The sequence below is a fragment of the Wolbachia endosymbiont of Chrysomya megacephala genome (assembly GCF_008245065.1).
Lineage (GTDB): Bacteria > Pseudomonadota > Alphaproteobacteria > Rickettsiales > Anaplasmataceae > Wolbachia.
Genome location: NZ_CP021120.1, coordinates 930518 through 953701, shown reverse-complemented (window position 1 = coordinate 953701; position 23184 = coordinate 930518). Strand labels below are relative to the sequence as shown.

The following is a 23184-nucleotide window of genomic DNA, read 5'->3' as shown; positions in this document are numbered from 1 at the left end:
GTACTTAAGGTATAGATTCTTTGTTTTTGTGTGTTATCCTGGTTAACAAGAATTCGCAGTAGTATTATAATGAGTAAGTTAAAAAAGCTTAGTGCTGGACTTTCTTTGACAGGCCTAATTGGTAGTGATGATATAGATATGCAAAGGGCAGGAAATAGAAAGAAGAAATATCAATTTTTGGATAAGACGTTCGCATGGATTGATGCGATGATAAATTTTATTTTTAAACGTGAGAGTAATAACGTAAATGAAGTCCTAAAAGTCACATGGGGACCACTATTTTTTGGTTTAGTGGTGATATTCATCTTTTTTGGAATAGGTGGTATTTGGTCAGCTATAGCTCCAATTGACGGAGCAGTGCATGCAAGTGGAGAAGTTATTGTCTCTTCAAATAGAAAAATAGTGCAACACTTGGGTGGGGGAATAATAAGCAAAATTTTAGTAAAAGAAGGTCAAGCAGTTAAAAAAGATGAGCCTTTAGTTTTATTAAGTGATGTTAACGAAAAGGCAAATTTGAGTATAATTAAAGAAAAACTCTTATCACTTTTGGCAACTGAAGCAAGACTTATTGCAATCAGGGGAGACTTAGATACGCTAGAATTTTCTGATGAGGTTAAAAGATTATCTAACGATGAACTTGTAAATAAAGCGATAAAGAATCAGGTAAAGTTGTTCAACTCTCAGAGAAAGAGTATATTAGGAAAAACTGACATACTGCAACAACGTATAAAGCAGTTAAATGATGAATTAGCAGGGCTAAATTTTCAACTAAATGCAGCCCATAAGCAATATGACTTGATAACTGAGGAGTTAGAAACAAAAAGACAATTACTTGATAGTGGCCATATAAGCAAACCACACATTTTAGCTTTAGAAAAACAGTTTGCTGAAATTGAGGGTAGAGTTGGACATTACCGTTCTGCAATATCTCAAGTACAGCAAAAGATTGGAGAAAATGAGTTAGAGATTATAAATGTGAAGAATGATGCTCAAGAAAGAGCAAATGCTGAGCTTAAGGAAGTTAATACATCTATTGCAGACTTAAAAGAGAGGCTGATGGTTGCTGAAGATTCGTTAGCACGTACAATAATTAAATCACCTCAAGATGGTATAGTTACAGATATAAGATACCACACTGAAGGTGGTGTTATACAATCTGGAGTCCCAATCCTGAGTATAGTACCATCAGATGATGATCTAATAATAGATGCTAAAGTTCTAACCAGAAACATAGAAGAGATACTGTCAGCAAAAAAGAAAGATAGCAATATAGTCTCTATCGACGGACTAGAAGGGCTGAAAGTTAAAGTAAGGCTGAGCGCTTATAGTGCACGTCGCTTAAGTTTAATTAACGGTATAGTAAACCATATTTCCCCTGATGCTCTTGATGATCCAAGGATGGGGCGTTATTATTCAGTGCGAGTGGTGATACCAAAATCAGAACTTGCTCAATTTAAAAACGTATACCTATATCCTGGTATGCCAGTAGAAGTATATATAGTTACTCAATCTCGCACTCTTTTATCGTTCTTGTTTACACCTATAATTGCAACATTCGATAGATCTTTCATAGAGAGATAATTTATTTGGCTTTTCTAGAAAATTTGTTTACAGAGTTTGATATGCAAAAAAATTTACACACAAGTAGTGTATTATTTTATAATTATTTTCTATAACATGTAAATCTTTGATTTAAGATGCAAATGCTAACGTAAACATTAAAGGTTAATTAGTAAACTCAGCTGTATAATAGAATTAAAGGAATTAGTAAGATTTTTACCTCAATGAATTATAAATAGGCAAACTTACTTAAAGTTTAATAGTGTCTGTTACTGCTTTTAGGTGTGAGGCTAGAGGGTTATTAGCAATAACAGACACTATTAAACTTATTATAGAACTTCCTTAAAGTAAATACTTAACTTAAAATATTATAATATTTTAACTTAAAATAGATTCATGTAAATGCTTTTTCCTCAAGTTAGTATCGTATTATTATATTTATTAAATGCTAAAAAAACATTAATCATCATTTACTTTTGATTCAATATTTAGCAAAACACTTGTGTAAATTCTATAATCTCTGTTTGCATAGTAAGTGTATATATATTATTATACAGTTAGTTTTACAGCAAAAAATATGGTGAAGTTACTTGCATTATTGATAATGTTTTACTCAAATATATCAATTGCTTCTGCTCCTACTTCTTGGCAATTTGGATTTCCTGCGCCTGCAACTGAGATAATGGAGGTTGTAGTTAAGTCACATTCGTTTGTGATGAGTGTAATGATTGCAATTATGCTTTTTGTATGGGCCCTGCTTGCTTATGTAGTATTTCGCTTTCGTAAGGGCAAAGTGAAAAATGTCAGTAAAATAACTCATAATATCTTTGTAGAAATTATCTGGTTTGTTATACCAACGATTATTGTTGGGGTATTGGCTTTTAAAAATGCTGAATTAATTAAACTACAGGAGAAAGTGCCAAAAGCTGACATAACACTAAAAGTTATTGGTCATCAATGGTATTGGAGTTACAAGTACCCAGAATATCAAGGTATTTCATTTGACAGCTATATAAAAGGAAAAGAAGACCTTACCGAAAGAGATTTAAAACTATTCTCTGTTGATAATAACGTTATTTTACCTATCAATACTAATATTCGTTTACAAGTGACAGCAGGAGATGTAATACATAGCTGGGGAATACCTGCTTTTGGTATAAAAATTGATGCAATACCAGGTAGGCTGAATGAAGCATGGTTTAACGTTACAAAGCCCGGTATTTATTATGGGCAATGTTATGAACTATGTGGTCAAGGTCATGGATTTATGCCAATTGTTGTTGAAGCAGTGAGTAAAGAAGATTTTAATAAGTGGATTGAAGATAAAAAATTAGTAAGTTAAGTTTGGAGTATAGATATGAGTGATGTACCAAAAGGTATAAGACGTTGGCTGTTTTCTACTAATCACAAAGATATAGGGACACTATACATTATTTTTTCCATATTAGCTGGAATTATTGGTGGATTATTATCGGTAATTATTCGTACTCAGCTAATGCACATTAATATACTTAACAATAATTACCAGCTATATAACGTAATGATTACAGGGCATGCGGTAATAATGGTGTTTTTTATGATAATGCCAGCCTTAATGGGAGGATTTGGTAATTGGTTCGTACCTCTCATGATTGGTGCACCAGATATGGCATTTCCTCGTATGAATAATTTAAGTTTTTGGTTGTTAGTTTCATCTTTTATTTTGCTTATCCTCTCGGTATTTGCTGGCGAAGGTCCTGGAACAGGATGGACTTTATACCCACCTCTATCGCAAATCATGTCTCACCCAAGTGCAGGAGTTGATCTTGCTATACTTGCACTTCATGTTGCTGGTATGTCATCAATTGTTGGGGCGATCAACTTTATAGTTACCATATTCAATATGCGTGCAAAAGGTATGTCACTAACTAAGATACCACTATTTGTTTGGTCTATTTTACTCACGTCATTTATGTTAATTGTTGCCTTACCGGTACTTGCTGGTGCTATAACTATGCTGCTCACTGATCGTAATATAGGTACCTCCTTTTTTGATCCTGCTGGTGGTGGTGATCCTGTGTTATTTCAACATCTGTTTTGGTTTTTTGGTCATCCAGAAGTTTACATAATTATTTTTCCTGCATTTGGTATCATCAGTCAGATTGTGTCAACTTTTTCTCATAGGCCAGTATTTGGTTATATGGGAATGGTTTATGCCATGATAGGAATAGCAACGTTTGGCTTCATGGTTTGGGCTCACCATATGTTTACTGTTGGGCTTAGCGAGGATGCTGCTATATTTTTTAGCACTAGCACAATTTTCATTGGTGTTATAACTGGTGTAAAAGTCTTTAGTTGGATTGCAACTATGTGGGGTGGAGCGATTGAATTGAAGACACCAATGCTGTTTGCATTAGGTTTTATTTTCATGTTTGTTGGAGGTGGTATAACCGGAATAATTCTTTCTCACGGTGGAATAGATAAGCTTTTGCACGATACCTATTATGTCGTTGCTCACTTTCACTATGTCATGTCGCTTGCTGCATTATTTGGAGCTTTCGCCGGTTTTTATTATTGGATAGGCAAAATGTCAGGTAAGCAATATAACGAGTGTTTAGGAAAGATACACTTTTGGCTCACTTTTATTAGCACCAATGTCACTTTCTTACCCCAGCATTTCCTGGGATTAGCAGGTATGCCAAGGCGTATACCTGATTATCCCGACGCGTTTATCCCTTGGAATTATATATCCTCAATTGGCTCATATATGTCCTTTGTTTCAGTTATGTTTTTTGTATTTATAGTTATACATCTCTTTAAGTGGGGCAAAAAAAATGGAGATAATCCTTGGGGGGTGATACCTTAGAGTGGACGGTATCTTCACCACCACCTTTTCATACTTTCGAAAAGCCACCAGTGGTAAAATAAAGTGTATATAAGTGCTTTGTTAAACGTTGAATCGACAATATTGGACTTTTGGCATTTGCTGAAGCCAAGGATAATGTACCTTGTAGTGTTTACTGCAATTGCTGGAATGGTTGCTGCACCAGGTAGCATTCATCCTTTCCTTGCACTAATATCTCTTATGTGCATTGCTCTTGGTTCAGGATCTGCAGGTGCAATAAATATGTGGTATGACAGAGATATAGACTTGGTTATGGAGAGGACAAAAAATCGTCCTATACCTTCAGGTAGAGTTTTTGCAGAAAGCGCGCTTGAGTTTGGCATAACTATTGGAATATTGTCAGTATTTATCATGGCAATAGCAGTAAATTATATTTCTGCTGCTTTACTTGCAGTTAGCATATTATTTTACGTTTTCGTATATACAATTTGGCTAAAAAGGCGTACTCCGCAGAATATCGTTATCGGTGGTGCAGCAGGTGCTTTTCCTCCAATGATTGGCTGGGCGGTTGTAACTGACTCTGTAAGTTGGGAAAGTTTTATTCTATTTTTAATAATTTTTATGTGGACTCCACCACATTTTTGGGCTCTATCTTTAAATAGATCTGAGGACTATGTAAAAGCATCGATACCAATGTTTAATGTTATCCATGGACCGAAAAAGACAAGAAAACATATATTAATTTATAGTATATTGTTGGTATTAACTAGCTTACTCCCAGCACTATTTTTGAAAAAGTCATTATTCTACCTCAGTATGGCAATTATTGAAGGTTGCGTTTTTATTTGGTTTGCCATATCAGTTATAAGGCTTAAGAATCATAGCTCGCAGAAAAAAATGTTTTCTTACTCAATTTCTTATCTATTTTCTCTATTTGCTAGTATTATTTTTTGTTCTATTGACTTATTTTAACTATGAAAGAACATAAAAACTATCTTTTACTTTCTCTTCTAATAATGCTCGTTGTAGCACTTTTTTTTATTTCCATAATAAAATTTAAAGGTGCGGCTTAAATTGCCTCTATATCTATAAAAATTGTGATTTTATAGAAGCAACGATATACTTTATTAATTCACTACAGTTAAAGATGAAGAAAAAGGAAGTGACAATATACACAGATGGAGCATGCTCTGGTAACCCAGGGACAGGAGGGTGGGCAGCAATCATATTATTTCAAAATCATAGAAAGAACATCTGTGGTAGAGAAGAAAATACTACAAATAATAAAATGGAGTTAACAGCAGTGATCAATGGACTGAAGGTATTAAAATTTCCTTGTAATATCAGTTTGTATACGGATAGCCTCTATATTAAATACGGTATAACAGAATGGATAAATAAGTGGAAAATGAACGGCTGGAAGACAAGTAATAAGAAGTCAGTAAAAAATATAGAATTATGGAAAGAATTAGATAATGCTGCTTTGCAACACGAAATTAATTGGAATTGGGTGAAAGCGCATAATGGTGACAAATACAATGAGGAAGCTGATATTCTAGCAAGAAAAGCAATAATCAATGCTTAAAAAAATTACTATATCATTTTCTATAATTTTATTATTTATATCCTGCTTCTTTATCTTTTTTAAAGGTAAGGGACCTCTAGAAATCAATATTAGTTATATTAATTTTTATATAAAGAAAAAAATATTAAAGATATTTACCAATTCGGATGTCAGCATGGAGAGTACTTCGGTTATTTGGCATCAAGATGGCAAGCTAGTCATTACAGATTTAAAAATAACAAATCCTGATTTTACAATAGAAGTTCCTGAGCTTTTCGTACACTTTAAGTTAAGTTCCAAAAAGTTCTCTCAGGTTTTAGCTGATAATGTACACATATATATCAAGAGGGAGGAGAGCAAAGAGATAACATCTGTAATGACAGAGAAGATGAGTAGTACAAAAAATCTGCTAAAGACAATAAGAAAATTTTTTTTCTACTTCAATGCAGACTCAAGGATTAAAATTACTAACATTGCTATCAATAAAAGCATGGAAGGTGAATTTTTTATTGATAAAGTATATGTAGGGAAGGGGGAAGATTTCAATGTTTTGGATATTCGTGTCCATACAAAAGAAGGTAAAGGGTTTCTAGATGATTTATCCATTACGATAAAAAACCGTAATAATTTACTAAATTTCTATGGAACATTCTATAACCTAAAGTTGGGGCTATTTAACGAATTTTCCACACTAGTTAAAAGTTACAATTTGGACAAAGAAATAGGATTCAAAGGAAACTTTTCAATTAGAATTAATGGAAAGGATGAAGTTGTGGACGGAAACATATACGTGTTAAATACAGAGAGTCACTCAGGTAAAAACTTAGCCTTGACTAATGTAAATGTAAATTTGACATATAGTGATGAAATCATTAGCATAAAAAACTTTCATTTTAAGTTAAATGATACTTACCTTTCTTTGATTGGTAAAATGAACTTTGGCACAAATCATGCTTTGCTTAGAGTTAATATTAGTAAACTTGTTGCAAAAGATTTATGTACTTATGTACCAGATGGTCTAGTGAACAATGAATTTAGAAAGTGGTATTGTAATAATATTGATGGGAATATTATAAATACAATTATAAGTTTTAACGGTAAAATCGATAGTTTAATAAATGATGATCTGTCAGGTATTGTAATTGTTGCTGATATAGAAAATGGCAGCGTTCAATTTGATGAGGATTTTGAACGAGTAGAGAACTTGAACGGTGAGTTAACCCTCAAGGATAACAATCTCAAAATTATTGTAAATAGCGCTAAGTTCCAGAATTTCAATATTGATGGTGGCGAAATTGAGATGCAATCTCTTAATAAAGAGGATTCTGTTCTCACAATTAATGGTCAGGCTGTAAGTGATGCTTATGGGTTATATGAACCTATAAAATTTAAGCTGGATGATATGATGAAGATTACAAGGGACAGTATAGGTGGAATAGCAAAATCTGTATTCAGTTTTCACATTTTTAATTTAAATGCTGATGATAAAAAAGTAGATTTTTTAGCCAAATTTCATTCTGAAATTGATAATTTTGTCGCGTATAATGGCAGTCTTGGTAAATATGAGATTAAGCTTGATTTCGGCGGAGATTTTATTGATTTAAATGGCAGTGGTATGGTAAATAATACACAGCTGCTATTTGACCTCAAAAGTAGCAATAAAAATGAAAATTTTGCCTGGAGTTTGACTGGAGATTTGCCTGCTCAAATACTTAATTTCGGTGATGGCTATATCAATGCAAATATAGAGTCAGTAATGTATCAAGACAAAACAGGGTATGTTAATGGTAATATAGATTTATCAGAGCTCGAGTTGCGTTCAAGCTACTTAGGGTGGAAAAACCATTTTGAAGATCACAATGAAGTTTTATTTTCTACAAGGCTAAAAGGAGTAGGTAAGTTACTAATAGATAAACTAGATGTTGTAGGAAATGATCTAGACATAAAATTTAGCGGAAGAGTAGAAAATGGAAATCTATATTTAAATTCTAGCAACTTTAAATTACCTGATAATAATTTTAGTATAGAAATTGAATCAGGTAAGGAGAAAAATGCCATAACTATTCACGGTGAGAAAATCAACTTAAGTGATGTGTTAGGTTTACTTGGCAAAGATAGTAATCGATTAAATAACAAAATAGAAGTTACTATGAATGTTGATAATATAATTATGAAAGAAGGAATTATCATAAAAGATGCTAAGCTAAATGTAACTTGTGCTAAAGGTGATTGTAGTGGAAGTCAATTCACAGGACAGTTTTTAGAAGATAACAGTAATATACTAGTAGAACATAGTGAAATAGGGCTTGAAATATATTCGGATAATTCAGGTATGCTTTTGCGTTCTTTAGGTATTGGTAAATCAGTTAAAAATGGCAAATTATCTCTTTATCTATCTTCTAAGAGAGAAAATGGAGAACATTATGGTATGTTATCTATCAGCAATTTCTATATCAAAGATGCTCCACTGCTTACCACTTTATTATCAATGTCTTCACTGCCTGGTATTGTAAATGCTATAAAGAACGAAGGTGTACATTTTTATAAGTGTAATGCACCTTTTTCATATAAAGATGGCACTGTTGAAATTGAAGAATCTTGGCTTGAAGGAGCGGAACTAGGCATTAGCACTAGTGGTACGCTCGATATTAAGGGTTATAAATTCCAGGTTGAAGGACAAGTAATACCGGCATACTCAATTAACAAATCTTTGTTGAAAATCCCTATAATCGGAAAACTTCTGACTGGTGGAAAGAGTAGGGGGATTATTTCAATAGACTACAAAGCAAATGGTGATGATAAAAACAACAACGTATCTGTTAATCCTATCTCTTCGCTAACCCCAAGCTTACTTAAGAGGTTATTAGGAGTATTTGATCGTATTATGACAAAAAGTAATAAAAGCATTTTAAAAGGTAGTTTGAAGAAGAAATTTAGCTCAATATGACCAGAAGAAAAGTTGTTTATTGATGTTTAGTTAGATGGTAAACGTTAGATACAACAAACAGAGGAAGTTAGATAAAATAATTAAGGGAACAAGAATATAAAGGTTTAACTTGAAGTAACCGGATAAAATCTGAGTCACACTTCCAAGTGCTGGTACCCACGAAAGCAATGCAACTGCACAAATCAGTAGGTGCCTTACAATTTTTGGTGTTTTGTCTTCATTCTCTAATTTGTGATGTGATCTTCTGATAAAAATTGTTATTCTACCTAAATACCAGTTAGCTATTCCACCAAGACTGGATCCTAATACTCCAAAAAGTAATATAAGTAGTTGATCGTAGTTTGACCTAAAGCATAACATAGTGTAAAGTACAAAACCTTGATGTATGGGTAAGATAAGCGATGATACTAGGCTATCTATAAACAATAGGAGATAATTTTCCATACCAAGTTGTTGTACCATCTTCGTTGTCAGAAATTGTAACCCCCATTTGTTTCAATTGCTCTCTTATTTTGTCTGCAGTATCATAATCTTTATTTTGTTTTGCTACTTTTCTTAAGTCTATCAACCTTTCTATTTCTTGATGACTCACACCACTTGCAAACCACTCTTGATAACTTGACTCAAGAATACCAATGAACCTTGCGCTTTTAACAAACTTCTTAGTTAATTTGAGCTTCTCATATTCATTACTTGTCTTATTGATTTCTGTAGCCATTTCATGCAATATGGCTACAGCTTCAGGAATGTTTAAATCGTTTTTCAAAGCCTCTATAAAATCTTTAGAGACTTCTGTATCACTTTCCTCAATACATGTACTACGTAATAACCGATAAAACTTGTTTAAAGTTTCTTGCGACTCAGAGATAACATTTTCTGTCCAATCAAGTGGTTTTCTGTAGTGAGTTTTAAGCAGCGCATAACGTATTACTTCACCCTTTATTCCACTATCTAACAAATCCCTTACTTTGACTATATTAAATAAGGATTTGCTCATTTTCTCTTCATTTACCGTAAGAAACCCGTTGTGTACCCAATATTTTGCAAACGTTGACTCAGCAAATGCAGATTTACTCTGTGCAATTTCATTCTCATGATGAGGAAATTGCAAGTCTATACCCCCACCGTGAATGTCAAAATCTTTGCCAAGGTAAGCATATGACATTGCTGAACATTCTATATGCCACCCTGGTCTTCCCTCTCCCCATGGACTATTCCAGTGACTTGAAAGTTTATAGTCAGTTTCGTTTGCAGGTTTCCAAAGTACGAAGTCTCCTGGGTGTTTTTTATTTTCACCAACTTCAACTCTACTACCGTAGTTTAATTCATCAATTTTTTTTCCTGATAAAACGCCGTATTCAGGGTAAGATTCTACACTAAAATATACATGTTTATTGGATTCATAAGCATGACCAGCTTGCAGCAAAGACTCAATTAACTTGATAATGTTATCTATGTTTTCCGTTGCTTTTGGTTCATATGTTGGTTCTGCACAATTTATGCTTTCCATGTCTTCATGAAAAGTTTTAGTGTAATATTTGCTAATGCTTTCTATATTACTATTTTTCTCATTTGCTGCATTGATTATCTTGTCATCGATGTCGGTTATATTACGCACATAAGTAACTTTTCCATAACAAAATTTAAGCAGTCGAAATAATACATCGTAAACAACAATAGAACGTGCATTACCTATATGTGCTGTATCATATACTGTTGGCCCACAAACGTACATTTTTATATGATCTTTATCGATCGGTGTAAAGGGCTCTTTTTTTTTTGTTAAAGTGTTGTAAAGCTTAACCATATACAAAGCTTTTTAGAAAAGAAAATGCTCCAAATATAAGCTGTGGTCCTTTAACTATTACGACAAGAGTAAGTAATAACCCACACAATGATACTAATACTCCCATTATAGAGAGAAATCCATCTTTGCTCATGATACCCAGTGAAATGAGAGTTGTACCAATTGCAGGAATGAAGTTAGTTAAAGGAAGTGGGATTGCTATCGATAATGCACAAAGCAGCATTATAAATGCTAAAATATTTTCACCAGGACCACGAAAAATGAAAGACATTCTTGGTTTCATGAACTTTTCTATTTTTTTTAATGTAGGTGAAGTTTTCTCTACCACGAGAGCTAGTGTTGAACGTTGAAAAGATTTCCTTTCTAGCCAATTAGGCATCCAAGGAGAATCAAACCCAAATAGAAGCTGCAGTGAAAATAAGATTAAAGGTATAGAAAGAATGGTTGTATAGCCAGGTGGAACAGGTATAGGTACTGATAGCGGTAAAGAGAAGATGATTATTAAAATACCAAAACCACGCTCATGTAAAGCTGTTTTAATATCAAATAATGTTACTTTATCATTATCGTTATTATTAGTATCTGCAACCTCTTTTAGAATATCAGAGGCCAATTTTTTATCTTCAGTCAATTTCACACTTTTTTCCACAGTTACCCTTTAATAACAATATAACTTCTAACTAACATAGTTATTGCTATATTTCAATATCGATTATTCATTTCATGCTGTACTTCATTCTTTTATTAAAGTGTTGTAAAGCTTTTAAGTTATAAGGCTTTTAAGAAGAGAAAGTGTTCCGGCTATAAGTTTTGGTCCTTTAACTATTACAATAAGGGTAACCAATAACGCACAGAATGAAACTAACACTCCTAACGTAGATAAAAATCCATCTTTACCCATAATGCCGAGTGAAATAAGAGTTATACCAATTGCAGGAAGGAAGTGAGTAAAAGGTAATGGAAGAGCTATTATTATTGCACAAAGCAACATCATAAAAGCTAGAATCTTTTCACCCGGACCAAGAAAAATAAAAGACATTCTTGGTTTCATGAACTTTTCTATTTTTTTTAATATAGGTGAAGTTTTCTCTACCACGAGAGCTAGTGTTGAACGTTGAAAAGATTTCCTTTCTAGCCAATGAGGCATCCAAGGAGAATCAAACCCAAATAGAAGCTGCAGTGAAAATAAGATTAAAGGTATAGAAAGAATGGTTGTATAGCCAGGTGGAACAGGTATAGGTACTGATAGCGGTAAAGAGAAGATGATTATTAAAATACCAAAACCGCGCTCATGTAAAGCTGTTTTGATGTCGAACAATGTTACTTTATCACTATCGTTGTTATTGGTATCTGCAACCTCTTTTAGAATATCAGAGGCCAATTTTTTATCTTCAGTCAATTTCTCACTTTCTTCCACGATTAACCTTTAATAACATTCTAACTAACATAATTATTACTGTACTTCAATCATACCTCTTCAATTCTTTAGCCTTGTTTAAACAAATGACACGCACTTTAGTGCGTGTCACGAAACATAAGGAAGCTAACGATCTGGTTCATTAGATGATAGTTTCTCTGAATCCTTAAGTTCTTGTTTAAGGTTTTTAATGCCTTTGCCTAAATCACCCATAACTTGTGGTAACCTACCTGCACCAAACAGAACTAAGATTATTATTAAGACTAGAAACAGCTGCCATGGACCTAAACTCATTTGTACCTCCGTTGAAAATATTAACTTTTAGGTATTAAAACTTGACTGAAGCCAAGTGATACATAAATTATATCACTTTTATTAAATTATAAATCAAGAGTTTTTAATTATCTTATAATAGTTTTAGCCTAACATTAAGTTTAGTTTAGCTGTAGAGTAAAAGGAAGCTCACTAAAAAATTTTGCTAACGTATCATCTTTAGGTCTGTGGTATATGTAGCTAGGAACTCCTGATTGAATAATTTTACCATTTTTCATCACGTAAATAAAATCTGCAACTTTCAACGCTTCTTGCGGATCATGAGTTACCATGAGTACAGGAATATTTTTGCTTCTAAAAAGTGACAATATATGGTGCCTTATTCGATATTTGAGCAGTATATCTAAATTAGAAAATGGTTCATCGAGCAAAACAACATCAGGATTTTGCGCCATTACTCTTGCTATTGCAACTAATTGTTGCTGTCCTCCTGATAAAGCATGAGGGTACATGTTTTCATATTTTTCTATATTAAATAGCTTTAAGATTTCCAATGCAGTAAGGTATTTTTCTTTCTTAGAAGTACTGCAAATAGCAAAAGTTATATTTTCTATTACTGTTTTATGAGGAAATAATGCAGAATGCTGAAAAATCAATCCGATATTTCTACGCTCTATAGCAATTGACACTTTGTTACTTGCAACTAATTTATCATTTATAACAATGGTTCCAGATTTTGGATTTTCTATTCCTGCGATTAATTTTAGAATTGTTGACTTGCCACAGCCAGAATGACCTAGTAAACAGGCAACACTTCCTTTCTTCACTTGAATGTTGATGTTGCTTAAAGCAAAGCCATCTTGATTACTATAAAAGTAACTAATATTGTTAACTAGCATTAATCTTTCAATTGGAATCGTATTATTAAATATAACAGTATTACATTCAAGAAATACAGAAATATTTTTTATTATTGTGAATTAATTGTACAGGGTGCCTAGAAAAATGCGAGACTTTTTGCTATAATTTTGCATAAATAGCAGAAGACATGGGACTATAGCTCAGTAGGATAGAGCGTTGGATTCCTAATCCGAAGGCCGTGCGTTCGAATCGCACTAGTCCCACTTAATCTTAATAAAGTAGAAGAAACTAACACAGGTTTACAACACCGTTCTAGGAGTTAGAGTCCCAGTTTCTCAACTTACAGCGTTTGCATGCTTGGGTTTATATGCTCAACCTTATTTTCTTCCATTGCTCTATAACTTGGCAGTGTAGAATTTTTTACATGTAATCCAGTTACTATTACAACTAAAATAGCTAGGACACTGCAAACTAATGCACCAGCTAAAGATGGAACCATCACAGCAGCAGCAACAAACAATCCTGCAATAACAACTCCAACAACATCACTCCTTAATGAGGCGTAAAAACTCTCCTTACTTTTTTTGTATTTAGTTTCTTTTTCATGTGGTGGAGAAAATTGAGCCTCTACAAAGCCGTTAGCTTTCTTATCATTATTTGGTGTGACAGTTGGGTCAGCCCTTGTTGATACAGGCGTTTCATTTTTGTTATTATTACCGTTAGTACTAACTGGAGGCACTGTTGCTACAGGTCTATTACCAATATTTCCATTACTGCTGCAAGGTTTTGCTCTATTTTCTTTTACATTGGGTGTTTCTGGTGTAATAAAGTTTAAAAGTACCTGAGTAATTTCTTCTTGTGTATTATTTTGTGTATTATTCACAGCACACTCTAAAGCTGCTTGTCTGCTTTCAGCATTTACATAACCTAAAAATGCTTTAACTTCTTGAACATTGCCTTGAATAATAGCAAGACGCAGAGCGTTAAATTTTTCTTCTTCATTAAATTTACCACTATCCAAGAGTATCTTTATAACATCAGCTTGTTTATTTATTGCAGCTGTACCCAACACAGTTTTGGAAGCAGTATCTTTAAAATCGATTCCGATGTTTAAATTTGTGAGTAACTCAACAATCTTTAGGAATATAATGCGATCGTCGATAATACCAGGTCCTTCTGAACGGACAGCATAATAAAGCAAAGTCCAACCATCTTGGTTTGTTATTTTTATATCTATTTTCTCTTTTTCAAGCTCATTACAAAACTCCTCAGCAGTTATATTAGGGTTGCTAGCTACAATTTTCTTTATCTTGTTGTATGAAGTAGAAAATTGATCATCTTCATTTTTGTTGCTAAGTTCTGCTCTATCTTCTTCTAAATTAGGTGTATTTTGCTCTTCCTTTTCCTTGTTTTCATCAGCAGTTACTTGTTCTTGCTCAGGAAGCTTGAATCCGTTTTTAAGGAAAAATTCTTTAATACGTAGGTTGTCATTTTCATCTGCAAGTTTTAGAAGTAAATCTCCTAATGAATGGCCTCCTTCACATTTATCTTGAAAATTAATTTCTTTCCAACTTCCTTCCTTTGTTAGATCTTCAAGACTAGCAATCCCTTTATTATCAAATTTTAAAATTGCAGCTATTTTGCGATAAAACTTCTTAACATCACCATCACTATATGCCATAATTAAATCCACTACTATAATGCTTATGTTATACTAACTTTCCCACAATCAGTCAAGGAATCTTGCAGTCTCAAATGGCATGATATATATTGATTTATAATTCTCGAGTAAATGATGGAAGATTTAGCCTATAAGTTAGTGAAAGTGACCGAAGCTGCAGCACTTGCTGCATATAAATTGGCAGGCCTTGGTAATGAAAAAAAGGCCGATCAGGTTGCAGTTGATGCAATGCGTACGGTGCTAAACTCAATGGAAATAAATGGTACAATTGTGATTGGGGAAGGGGAGAGGGACGAAGCACCGATGCTATATATCGGAGAAAAAGTTGGCACAGGAAGTGGCCCTGAGATTGACATCGCTGTTGATCCACTTGAGGGCACTACGATTTGCGCTCATTATAAACAAGGAGCAATGTCTGTTCTTGCTGCAACAAAAAAAGGTAATTTTTTACATGCACCTGATGTTTATATGGAAAAGATAGCAGTGGGAAAAAATCTCCCAGAGGGTGTAGTCTCACTAAAAAATAGGATTGAGAAGAATCTGGACAATTTAGCCAAGGCAAAAGGATGTAAAGCAAGTGATCTTATAGTAACTGTACTTAAACGTGAAAGACATGATGAATTAATAGCAAAAATTAGGAAGCTAGGAGCAAAAGTGAAATTAATAGATGATGGTGATGTTGCAGCCATAGTTTCGCTAATAAATGGCAATCACGATATGTATATCGGTACAGGAGGAGCTCCAGAAGGAGTGCTTGCAGCAGCAGCGCTAAGCTCAATCGGTGGGCAGATAGAAGGAAGATTAATATTTGACACGGATCAATTAAAAGAAAGAGCAAAAAATTTGAATATCACTGACCCAGAAAAAATCTACACCGTGAAAGACATGGCAAGAAGTGAATCAGTGTTCATTGCAACTGGAGTAACAAATGGAGAGTTTGTGGATGGAGTAAAGTTTGGCCAAGATATTTGTCTGACTAATTCATTAATAATATTGCCTGGTAAAGTAATAAAAATACAAACAAAATCAATATCTTAAACATTTGTCATATGCTGATTATAAAATTTTTATAGAAGGAAGATACTTATAATTGTCTTAAAAAAATGAATTTACATATTAATTTTAGCTTTACAACATTTGGCATTAAGTTATAGTTAAATAGTAATACTAAGAGGTGCTTAATGTTTAGTTCACTAACTAATTTTTTTACTAATACGTCTAAAAAGAAAAGTTCTCAATCTGAAGAAAATAATCATTCTTTCTCTAACAGCACAGAAAGTTTATTAGTCCAATCTACTAAAAAAAATCCTCAACTTGATTATCAAAGTAGAACTGACGCATCTCCTCAAACAAATCTTCAATTTAGTGAGGATGATGTAAAAAACGTGCTCCAAGACTTCGAAAAATTGGATTTTAAGAACAGTAATGAGTGTTTTAACGAAATAGCAGAAGATTATGAAAGGAGGAAAAAAAGTGACCTTTTTAACTACGTAATATTGAATAAGCGAAAATATATAACAGATATATTAGATCAGAGGCTTGCCCACAAAGATCAAGAAAATTTTAGGAAGAAATTTAGTGAATATCTTCTTAAAATAAATGAGAAAATGAATTATGGGAAAGAATTTCAAAATAAACTTCAATTTTTTGAAGATAGGGTAGAAGAAGTATTATCAGATTTTAGAAAATTGAATTTTGGCCTTAAGGATAATTTGTGTAAAGATGATAAGGATAACGTAAATTATAATAAAGGCTGGCCTGCAGATCCATTTGACAAAATAGCGAATTATTATCGATGGAATAAGAACATTTTCCTTTTTAATTATGTAGTATTAAGTAAGCAAAAAGAAATAATAAGTATATTGAATGAAAAGTCTATTCCTGAAGACAAGCGAAAGAATTTTAAAAAGAGGTTGGGTAGATATCTTCTTCGAGTCGAAGAAGGGATGAGTAACGGACAGGAATTTCTCAAAACTGATAGTGCAGTTGCCTTTTTTGATGGATGTTATGTGCCATGCGCATATGCAAAACGTTCTCTTAATCATTATGATCATCTTAGTATTAATATTTCTAAGCCTGGGTGTAGCTTAGAAATCAGCCGTCTTTTCACGGTTCTGTCGCATCTATAAATTGTAGTACAAGAAGATTGTAAAAACTGGAATTATGAGAGTTATAGAGCCATTAACATAGCAAAATTTTCAAAAGTAGAACCATTATCATTAGCTTTAATAATTTGTCTTTTTTGAATCATACGAATATTTTCTATGCCTGTGATGGTAATCTTTGCAGAATGGAAGCTTTTAAACCCAAGCATTGGTTTTATTAATTTTTTGATAAATCTATGATCTTGTTCAACAATATTATTTAGATATCTTACTTGAAAAACCGTGATTCTATAAGGTTCAGGAATTTCCGTATTCAAGTCATCAAGAGCAGCAATATTACTGCCGCTTTTATCAATTACTACTTTCTCAGGAAGATTATTCCTTCTAAAGGCTTTACGAAAGAATGCAAGTGCTGCAGACTTGTCTCTACGAGTACACAGCAGAAAGTCTACAGTATTGCCGAGACTATCTAGTGCTCTGTATAGATAAACCCATTTACCGTTTAATTTTATGTAGGTCTCGTCCATTCTCCAGCTACTGCCAACCTGCTTCTTCCTTTTCCTCAACTCTTCATCTATCAGTGGCACAAATCTGATAATCCACCTTTGTAGCGTAGCATGATCAATTTTCGCTCCTCTTATACTCATCATTTCTTCCAAATCTCGATAGCTCAAAGAAAATCGACACTTCATGTATACTGATAACATTATTATCTCTGCTGAAAAGCTAAATCCTTTGAAATAGGGCAATAATTTTGGACTAATACGCAACATCTTTGCTTTTTTAAAGATGATTATATTACTTCTTTTCTATTTTCCTACAAATGAAACTGACTTCGCTCTATAGATGCGACAGAACCTATCCTATTGACTCAAAAAATTATATATTTGTTGATGAATTAATTAAAAATAATGATTACAACATAAGAATATATAACTCAGTAGTAGAACTTAGTAAAAAAATGAGCACAAAAATCCTCCCTATAGTACTTAGGTGCAATCCATTGATATTACAAGAGCGTACTATATCAAAAAAGCAAAGAAAAAATAGGAAGGTTACTAATATAAATAGTATTAAATTTAGGGAGGAAGATTTATTTGTACCACAAAATGCTATAGAGGTAGAAAATTCAAATATGAGTATAAAAGAAGTAGCAGAAGAAATAGTAAGTCAGATGTACAAACTTGGCCAAATTAATAGTGTTTACGCAATAGGCAACGATTTCATATACTGAGGCTCATTTAAATATAGAGCCTCAACTCCATTTAATTTTTGTTTATTTTTTAGTCTATAACGGACTAATAGCCCTGCATGGCTAGCATCCAACTTTGGTAAACTGCAATCCATATATGTAATGCAGTGCGTTTCAGGCTGGAGTTCACTTACTACAGCAGGATTTGATAGCGGTAACAAATTGAAATCAAATAACTGCGTATAAAACTTTTGATCATCTTCGATTATAGCTTTAATATTTTTTTTGCTATTTGTACAAAGTAGCGATATTGCATATGCTTGAGCTTCCAGGGCACTAACCCCATATAACGGCTTATTTGTAGCAAGATTTATACCTTGTGCAGTTGATATACCAACTCTGATTCCAGTAAAACTTCCTGGTCCAACTATCACTGCTAAATGGTCTATTTTATCGTAGCTGTAATTATGCTTATCAAACAAAGTATTCAGTATTTGAAAAAATGATTCTGCATGACTATTGTTTGCAGAATTGCGTTCTACAAAACAATTACCATCGTAATCAATTACTGCTATTGAACTACCAGCACCTACAGTATTAATTGCTAGAATGGACATCACTTAAGCTTATCATAGAGCTTTGTAAACATCATAGTGAACGCACCGTTACCCATAACATTTGCTGAAGTTATTATTGGGTCAAACACTATATACAATGCTGTAATTAATGAAAGCATCTCTGGGGAGAATTTAAGATACTTCTCAAGAACGGGCAACATTACCATAATCCCTCCCGCTGGAACTGCAACAATAGCAAATTTAAATAACAGAAAGTAGAGAAGGAAAGTCACATAGTCTGTTGCAGACAATGCACCACCAAAAGTCATTATCATTGATAGTATTATAATAAAAAAGCAATCACCTACTAAATGAAAGCTAGCGGTTATTGGCACAACAGACGATGCTATATCATGCTGCTTTACATTTTTTTTGCTTCCTTCAAGAGTAAGCGGCATAGCTGCATTACTAGACATTGTGCTCATTGCAGTAATAAATGCTGGTATCATATTACCTATACTAGCTATCCAGCTTGTGATCTTGAACGAATTTGCTGCTCCATATAAGAGAAAAACATAAAGGTAGGTTGCAGATGATATAATAATAAAAATTATTGAGTAATCCTTAAATATTATGGGTAAAACCTGATCATGTTCCATTTTTAAAGCAAGACCAAGTACAAACATTGGAATAATTGGCGTCAAAAATGTCTTCAAAATAAAGAGAGTTAAATCTAACATTTTGTTCGAGAGCTCTTTGCTTTTTTTTGGTAATATTGTGGACACTAATATGCTTAACACAAATCCACAAGCAAGGGCATAAAAATTAGAAAGCAATGCAGGTATCCTAAATGACCATAAAGGAACAATTGTTTCTTCATATGTTATATCTTGTATTGAATAAGTGTTTTGTGTGATGAAATGCCCAACAGAATAAGCTATTAAACTTGAAGCTAGATTCGACAAGAAAATCGTTATAATAAGTAACAATATAAACTTTATAGCCGACTGCTTAAGATTGTTAACACTACTAAAGATTAATGCAAAAACAATAAAAGGCATTATAAATAGTAAGATCTCTTTTATACTAAGGCTTATTGAATACAAGAAGGTTTTCACTTCCATTGGAACTAGATGACCAAAGAATACAACCGAAGTGATAACAGCAAGTAAGGTTAGTAATTGTAACATATTCTAATATAGCGATACCCTATGGAAATACATATGATAAATTAGCTGCTAAGTAAAGTAAAACTGCCTAGAATATTTGCATTACCTTCTAGTACTTGAATGAGATTTCAAGTTACAACGTTTCCACAAAGTATATAATTAACATCCACACCTTTGGTCAAGTTCCATTCACGCTTTATTACATTATATTCCATACCAGCCATGTTTTGCAGTATTACGTTGTTTTCCCTTAGATGATTTGCAATTTCTGATGGCTTGAGAAATTTATTCCAATTATGTGTGCCTTTTGGCAGCCAGTTTAATATGTACTCTGCGCCGACTATTGCAAGACAGAAGGATTTAATAGTTCTATTTATCGTCGATATAAAAATTAGCCCTTCTGGCTTCAACAGCTCTATTGCTTTTTTCATGAAAAACTCTAAATTATCGACATGTTCAACCACTTCCATCAACAAAACCACGTCATACTTCTTGTCATTGCTTAGCTCTTCAATGCTAGTGTGTGTGTATTCTATATTTAACCCTACTTTCTTCGCATGCGATTGTGCCACTTTTATGTTTTCCTCACATACATCTATTCCTGCAACGCTAATACCAATACGCGCCATTGACTCTGACAAAATGCCACCACCACAACCAACATCGAGCAATGATAGTTCTTTTAAATCGCATTTTTTTAATTCTTTTATTTTCTCAACGATGTATGATACTCTCACAGGATTCATCATGTGCAATGGCTTGAATTTGCCATTCTCATTCCACCATTCACCTGCTATTTTAGCGAATTTTGATATTTCATCTTCGTTATAAGTTTTTGTGGTTTTTTTCTTGCTAATATTGCTAAGTTTATCAAGGCGTTCTTTATGTCTACTTTCTTTTGAAAATTCTGTTTCGAGGAATTGTTTGACTATGTCTTTTGCTAATCCACTCGCAGTAAACCCTGCACCAAGACAAAGTATATTCGCGTTGCCATGCTCGCGAGCTAATTTTGCGATCTCAACACTATTACATAAAGCAGCGTAGATTCCTTCAAAACGATTTGCCACAGTACTCATGCCCAAACCTGTACCGCAAATTAATATTCCATAATTTGCTTTTTTGTTTGTTATATCTTCTACAACTTCAGCAGCATAGTCAGGGTAGTCTACACTCTTTTGTTCAGCAGTGCAGCCACGGTCTATCACTGTATAATCTAAAGTTTCCAAGTAAGCCTTTATTTCTGATTTTAGTTCATAACCTGCGTGGTCTGAAGCAACTGATATCACATCTGACATATAAGAAATTGCAACTTAAGGGTATTTATATGGGTAATTTATTTTGAGCTTTTTGTCAAGCTCTCCTGATCTTTCTGAATAAATTTCGAGTCAGATATGCATAAATTCTATATAATTTTTATCCTACCACTACTCATTCGGTAAAATGGATCATATAGATATTATAAAGTCAAAATTATTGTTGTCCGACATAGTAGGAAAAAAAGTTAGGTTAATAAAAAGAGGAGATAGTTTTGTTGGACTCTGCCCATTTCATAACGAAAAAACTCCATCTTTTTCGGTCAGCAATGTTAAGGGCTTATATTACTGTTTCGGTTGCTCAGCTCATGGTGATGCGTTTGAATTTATTTCACAAACTGAGGGCTTAAGTTTTAAGGAAGCGTTGGAAAAATTGTCATCTGTTGCAGGTGTTGAGTTACCCAAAAACCTCAGCTTTGCTAAAGAAAATGACAAACTGTTTTCAGCACTGAATTTAGCTGCAAGTTGGTTCGCGCAGAAAAATCGAGGTGTTATGGCTTATTTAAGGCAGCGCAAGATCTCACTCAAAATCATAGATAAATTTAAGATAGGTTATGCACCAAGTTCTGGCTTGAAGGAATATTTGAACTCCTCTGGTATTAAAGACGAGATTTTGATCGATGTTGGGTTAATAAATAAGAATTCTCGTGATTATTTCTATGATCGGCTGATATTTCCTATACACAACATCACGGGCAAAGTTATTGGTTTTGGCGGACGTGCGCTGAACTCTGAGCAACAGCCGAAGTATCTAAACAGCCCAGAGAGTCAGCTCTTTAAGAAAAGAGAAAATTTATATGGATTAAACTTTGCTTTGAGTGAAATACGCAAAAAACAGCATCTATTTGTTGTTGAAGGATATATGGATGTAATAGCACTACATCAAGCGGGAATTAGCAATACAGTTGCTCCGCTTGGTACCGCAATTTCTGCAGAGCAGATAAAAAATCTATGGAAATTTGCTAAAGAAATTTCCATCTGTATGGATGGCGATAGTGCCGGACGTCATGCTGCTATTCGAATTGCAGAACTTGTTCTACCGATACTGGAGCCTGGATACACATTGAAGTTCGTAACTTTGCCAAACAATAAGGACCCATACGATATATGCAATGAGCTAGAATATAAGACAGAAGACGTACTCTCTGCTTTTAACCACTCAACAGAACTGCACTCTGAATATTTATGGCATCACATAATTGGTAGCAATTTGCAAAATTATGAAAAATTTGCTCCGGAAAAATATTCAATTCTTGAGCACAAGTTCATGAAATATGTCAATGCTATCGGTAACAGCAGTATTAGAAGGTATTATAGAGATTATTTTTACAATAAGGTCAGTGAATTAAGAAGAAACTTTAAAAAGCTGATTTTTAATAGCAAAGCAACAAGAGGTGAGTATCTTTACAATAAATCTCCAGAGCTAATTGAAGCAGAGCAAAATCAGGCCATAATTTTGCGTATAGCCGTAGAATTTCCTGAAATCTTGAACCGTCCTATATTTTTTGAGCAATTTTCTCATTTCGAATTTACTAATGAGATGAAAAAATTACAACAGTGCGTAATTAATATGGTAACTAGTGAGAGCAACTTTAATAAAGAAATTCTGCTACAGGAGTCTAGTGTTATAAAGTTTATATTTGAAAAAACTAGCGTACTAAATAGTCAATTAAGTGAGAAGAGATCGGCAGAAACTGTCTGGAATAACATAGTATTACGGAAAGAATTAAATGTATTACAAGAAGAAAAAATTAAAGCAAGGCTGGGCGGTAATTTTGACTTAGAGGAAAGGCTAATAGAACAAATAAAGCAAATAGAGGATAGTATACAAGAAATGCAAATGGAATTTATTCAAAAGTAGATGGCTTAAGATGTTCAAAATTATTAGAAAAACACTGTATTAGTATTTGCTTA

19 protein-coding genes, 1 tRNA gene and 2 pseudogenes are annotated in these 23184 nt (G+C 33.4%); 11 read left to right on the top strand and 11 right to left on the bottom strand.

The window, feature by feature from the left end:
* Positions 1-69: 69 nt before the first annotated feature.
* The 6 genes and pseudogenes from CAI20_RS04625 to CAI20_RS04600 all read left to right on the top strand — a co-directional run bounded on the left by CAI20_RS04625 (position 70) and on the right by CAI20_RS04600 (position 8895).
* Positions 70-1581 (top strand): HlyD family type I secretion periplasmic adaptor subunit, encoded by a 1512-nt coding sequence (locus CAI20_RS04625; protein ID WP_007302760.1) that lies wholly within the window; start codon positions 70-72, stop codon positions 1579-1581.
* Between the two features lie 556 nt (positions 1582-2137).
* Positions 2138-2902 carry a cytochrome c oxidase subunit II gene (gene coxB, locus CAI20_RS04620; protein ID WP_007302761.1) on the top strand — a complete coding sequence of 255 codons (765 nt, stop codon included), beginning with the start codon at positions 2138-2140 and terminating at the stop codon, positions 2900-2902.
* A 15-nt stretch (positions 2903-2917) separates the two neighbouring features.
* Positions 2918-4467 (top strand): annotated as a pseudogene (ctaD, locus tag CAI20_RS04615) (cytochrome c oxidase subunit I).
* A gap of 1 nt (position 4468) precedes the next feature.
* The gene (locus tag CAI20_RS04610; protein ID WP_007302763.1) at positions 4469-5356 is read left to right on the top strand and encodes a heme o synthase; all 888 of its coding nucleotides are present in this window, start codon (positions 4469-4471) and stop codon (positions 5354-5356) included.
* A 175-nt stretch (positions 5357-5531) separates the two neighbouring features.
* Positions 5532-5969, top strand: coding sequence for a ribonuclease HI (gene rnhA / locus CAI20_RS04605; protein ID WP_007302764.1), 438 nt, complete (start codon positions 5532-5534; stop codon positions 5967-5969).
* Positions 5962-8895 (top strand): YhdP family protein, encoded by a 2934-nt coding sequence (locus tag CAI20_RS04600; protein ID WP_149168878.1) that lies wholly within the window; start codon positions 5962-5964, stop codon positions 8893-8895. Before rnhA ends, CAI20_RS04600 begins: the two co-directional genes overlap by 8 nt.
* Before the next feature lie 30 nt (positions 8896-8925).
* Here the strand turns inward: CAI20_RS04600 and CAI20_RS06855 are convergent, their stop codons facing one another.
* From CAI20_RS06855 to CAI20_RS04570, 6 genes are all read right to left on the bottom strand, one after another.
* On the bottom strand, positions 8926-9339 hold the full coding sequence (locus CAI20_RS06855; RefSeq protein WP_012481730.1) for a YqaA family protein: 414 nt from the start codon (positions 9337-9339) through the stop codon (positions 8926-8928).
* Positions 9308-10702 (bottom strand): cysteine--tRNA ligase, encoded by a 1395-nt coding sequence (gene cysS, locus CAI20_RS04590; protein WP_012481729.1) that lies wholly within the window; start codon positions 10700-10702, stop codon positions 9308-9310. The genes CAI20_RS06855 and cysS overlap by 32 nt, the downstream gene beginning before the upstream one ends.
* The gene (locus CAI20_RS04585; RefSeq protein WP_007302767.1) at positions 10695-11351 is read right to left on the bottom strand and encodes an exopolysaccharide biosynthesis protein; all 657 of its coding nucleotides are present in this window, start codon (positions 11349-11351) and stop codon (positions 10695-10697) included. The genes cysS and CAI20_RS04585 overlap by 8 nt, the downstream gene beginning before the upstream one ends.
* A gap of 114 nt (positions 11352-11465) precedes the next feature.
* Entirely contained in the window at positions 11466-12119 is a 654-nt protein-coding gene (locus tag CAI20_RS04580) for an exopolysaccharide biosynthesis protein (protein ID WP_149168877.1), read from the bottom strand.
* Between the two features lie 126 nt (positions 12120-12245).
* The gene (gene tatA / locus CAI20_RS04575) at positions 12246-12413 is read right to left on the bottom strand and encodes a twin-arginine translocase TatA (protein WP_006013840.1); all 168 of its coding nucleotides are present in this window, start codon (positions 12411-12413) and stop codon (positions 12246-12248) included.
* 140 nt (positions 12414-12553) lie between these two features.
* Complete coding sequence (locus CAI20_RS04570; RefSeq protein ID WP_007302769.1) at positions 12554-13291, bottom strand: ABC transporter ATP-binding protein; 738 nt, start codon at positions 13289-13291, stop codon at positions 12554-12556.
* A 151-nt stretch (positions 13292-13442) separates the two neighbouring features.
* On the opposite strand from CAI20_RS04570, the gene CAI20_RS04565 reads away from it, so the two are divergent.
* A tRNA-Arg gene (locus CAI20_RS04565) sits at positions 13443-13516 on the top strand.
* A gap of 77 nt (positions 13517-13593) precedes the next feature.
* Here CAI20_RS04565 and CAI20_RS04560 read toward each other — a convergent pair.
* On the bottom strand, positions 13594-14934 hold the full coding sequence (locus tag CAI20_RS04560; RefSeq protein ID WP_007302770.1) for an ankyrin repeat domain-containing protein: 1341 nt from the start codon (positions 14932-14934) through the stop codon (positions 13594-13596).
* A gap of 114 nt (positions 14935-15048) precedes the next feature.
* Here CAI20_RS04560 and glpX point away from each other — a divergent pair, with 114 nt between their 5' ends.
* Together glpX and CAI20_RS04550 are read left to right on the top strand one after the other, a co-directional pair.
* The gene (glpX, locus tag CAI20_RS04555) at positions 15049-15972 is read left to right on the top strand and encodes a class II fructose-bisphosphatase (protein WP_007302771.1); all 924 of its coding nucleotides are present in this window, start codon (positions 15049-15051) and stop codon (positions 15970-15972) included.
* Between the two features lie 143 nt (positions 15973-16115).
* Positions 16116-17063 (top strand): hypothetical protein, encoded by a 948-nt coding sequence (locus CAI20_RS04550; protein ID WP_246111570.1) that lies wholly within the window; start codon positions 16116-16118, stop codon positions 17061-17063.
* 41 nt (positions 17064-17104) lie between these two features.
* Here CAI20_RS04550 and CAI20_RS04545 read toward each other — a convergent pair whose 3' ends face one another.
* Positions 17105-17812, bottom strand: a complete 708-nt coding sequence (locus CAI20_RS04545) for an IS6 family transposase (RefSeq protein ID WP_149168876.1) — start codon at positions 17810-17812, stop codon at positions 17105-17107.
* Positions 17813-17895: 83 nt separating this feature from the next.
* Between CAI20_RS04545 and CAI20_RS04540 the strand changes: the two are divergent.
* A pseudogene (locus CAI20_RS04540) lies at positions 17896-18273 on the top strand (hypothetical protein); the annotation flags it as partial.
* On the opposite strand, the gene tsaB reads toward CAI20_RS04540, so the two are convergent.
* The 3 genes from tsaB to ubiG form a co-directional block, all read right to left on the bottom strand.
* Positions 18243-18848 carry a tRNA (adenosine(37)-N6)-threonylcarbamoyltransferase complex dimerization subunit type 1 TsaB gene (tsaB, locus tag CAI20_RS04535; RefSeq protein ID WP_007302675.1) on the bottom strand — a complete coding sequence of 202 codons (606 nt, stop codon included), beginning with the start codon at positions 18846-18848 and terminating at the stop codon, positions 18243-18245. The pseudogene CAI20_RS04540 and the gene tsaB overlap by 31 nt on opposite strands.
* Positions 18848-19978, bottom strand: a complete 1131-nt coding sequence (locus CAI20_RS04530) for a cation:dicarboxylate symporter family transporter (RefSeq protein ID WP_007302676.1) — start codon at positions 19976-19978, stop codon at positions 18848-18850. Before CAI20_RS04530 ends, tsaB begins: the two co-directional genes overlap by 1 nt.
* Before the next feature lie 107 nt (positions 19979-20085).
* A complete protein-coding gene (gene ubiG / locus CAI20_RS04525; RefSeq protein WP_149168875.1) occupies positions 20086-21252 on the bottom strand; it encodes a bifunctional 2-polyprenyl-6-hydroxyphenol methylase/3-demethylubiquinol 3-O-methyltransferase UbiG in 1167 nt (388 codons plus the stop codon).
* Positions 21253-21397: 145 nt separating this feature from the next.
* Between ubiG and dnaG the strand changes: the two genes are divergently transcribed.
* Positions 21398-23131 carry a DNA primase gene (dnaG, locus tag CAI20_RS04520; protein WP_149168874.1) on the top strand — a complete coding sequence of 578 codons (1734 nt, stop codon included), beginning with the start codon at positions 21398-21400 and terminating at the stop codon, positions 23129-23131.
* The last annotated feature ends 53 nt before the right edge of the window (positions 23132-23184 follow it).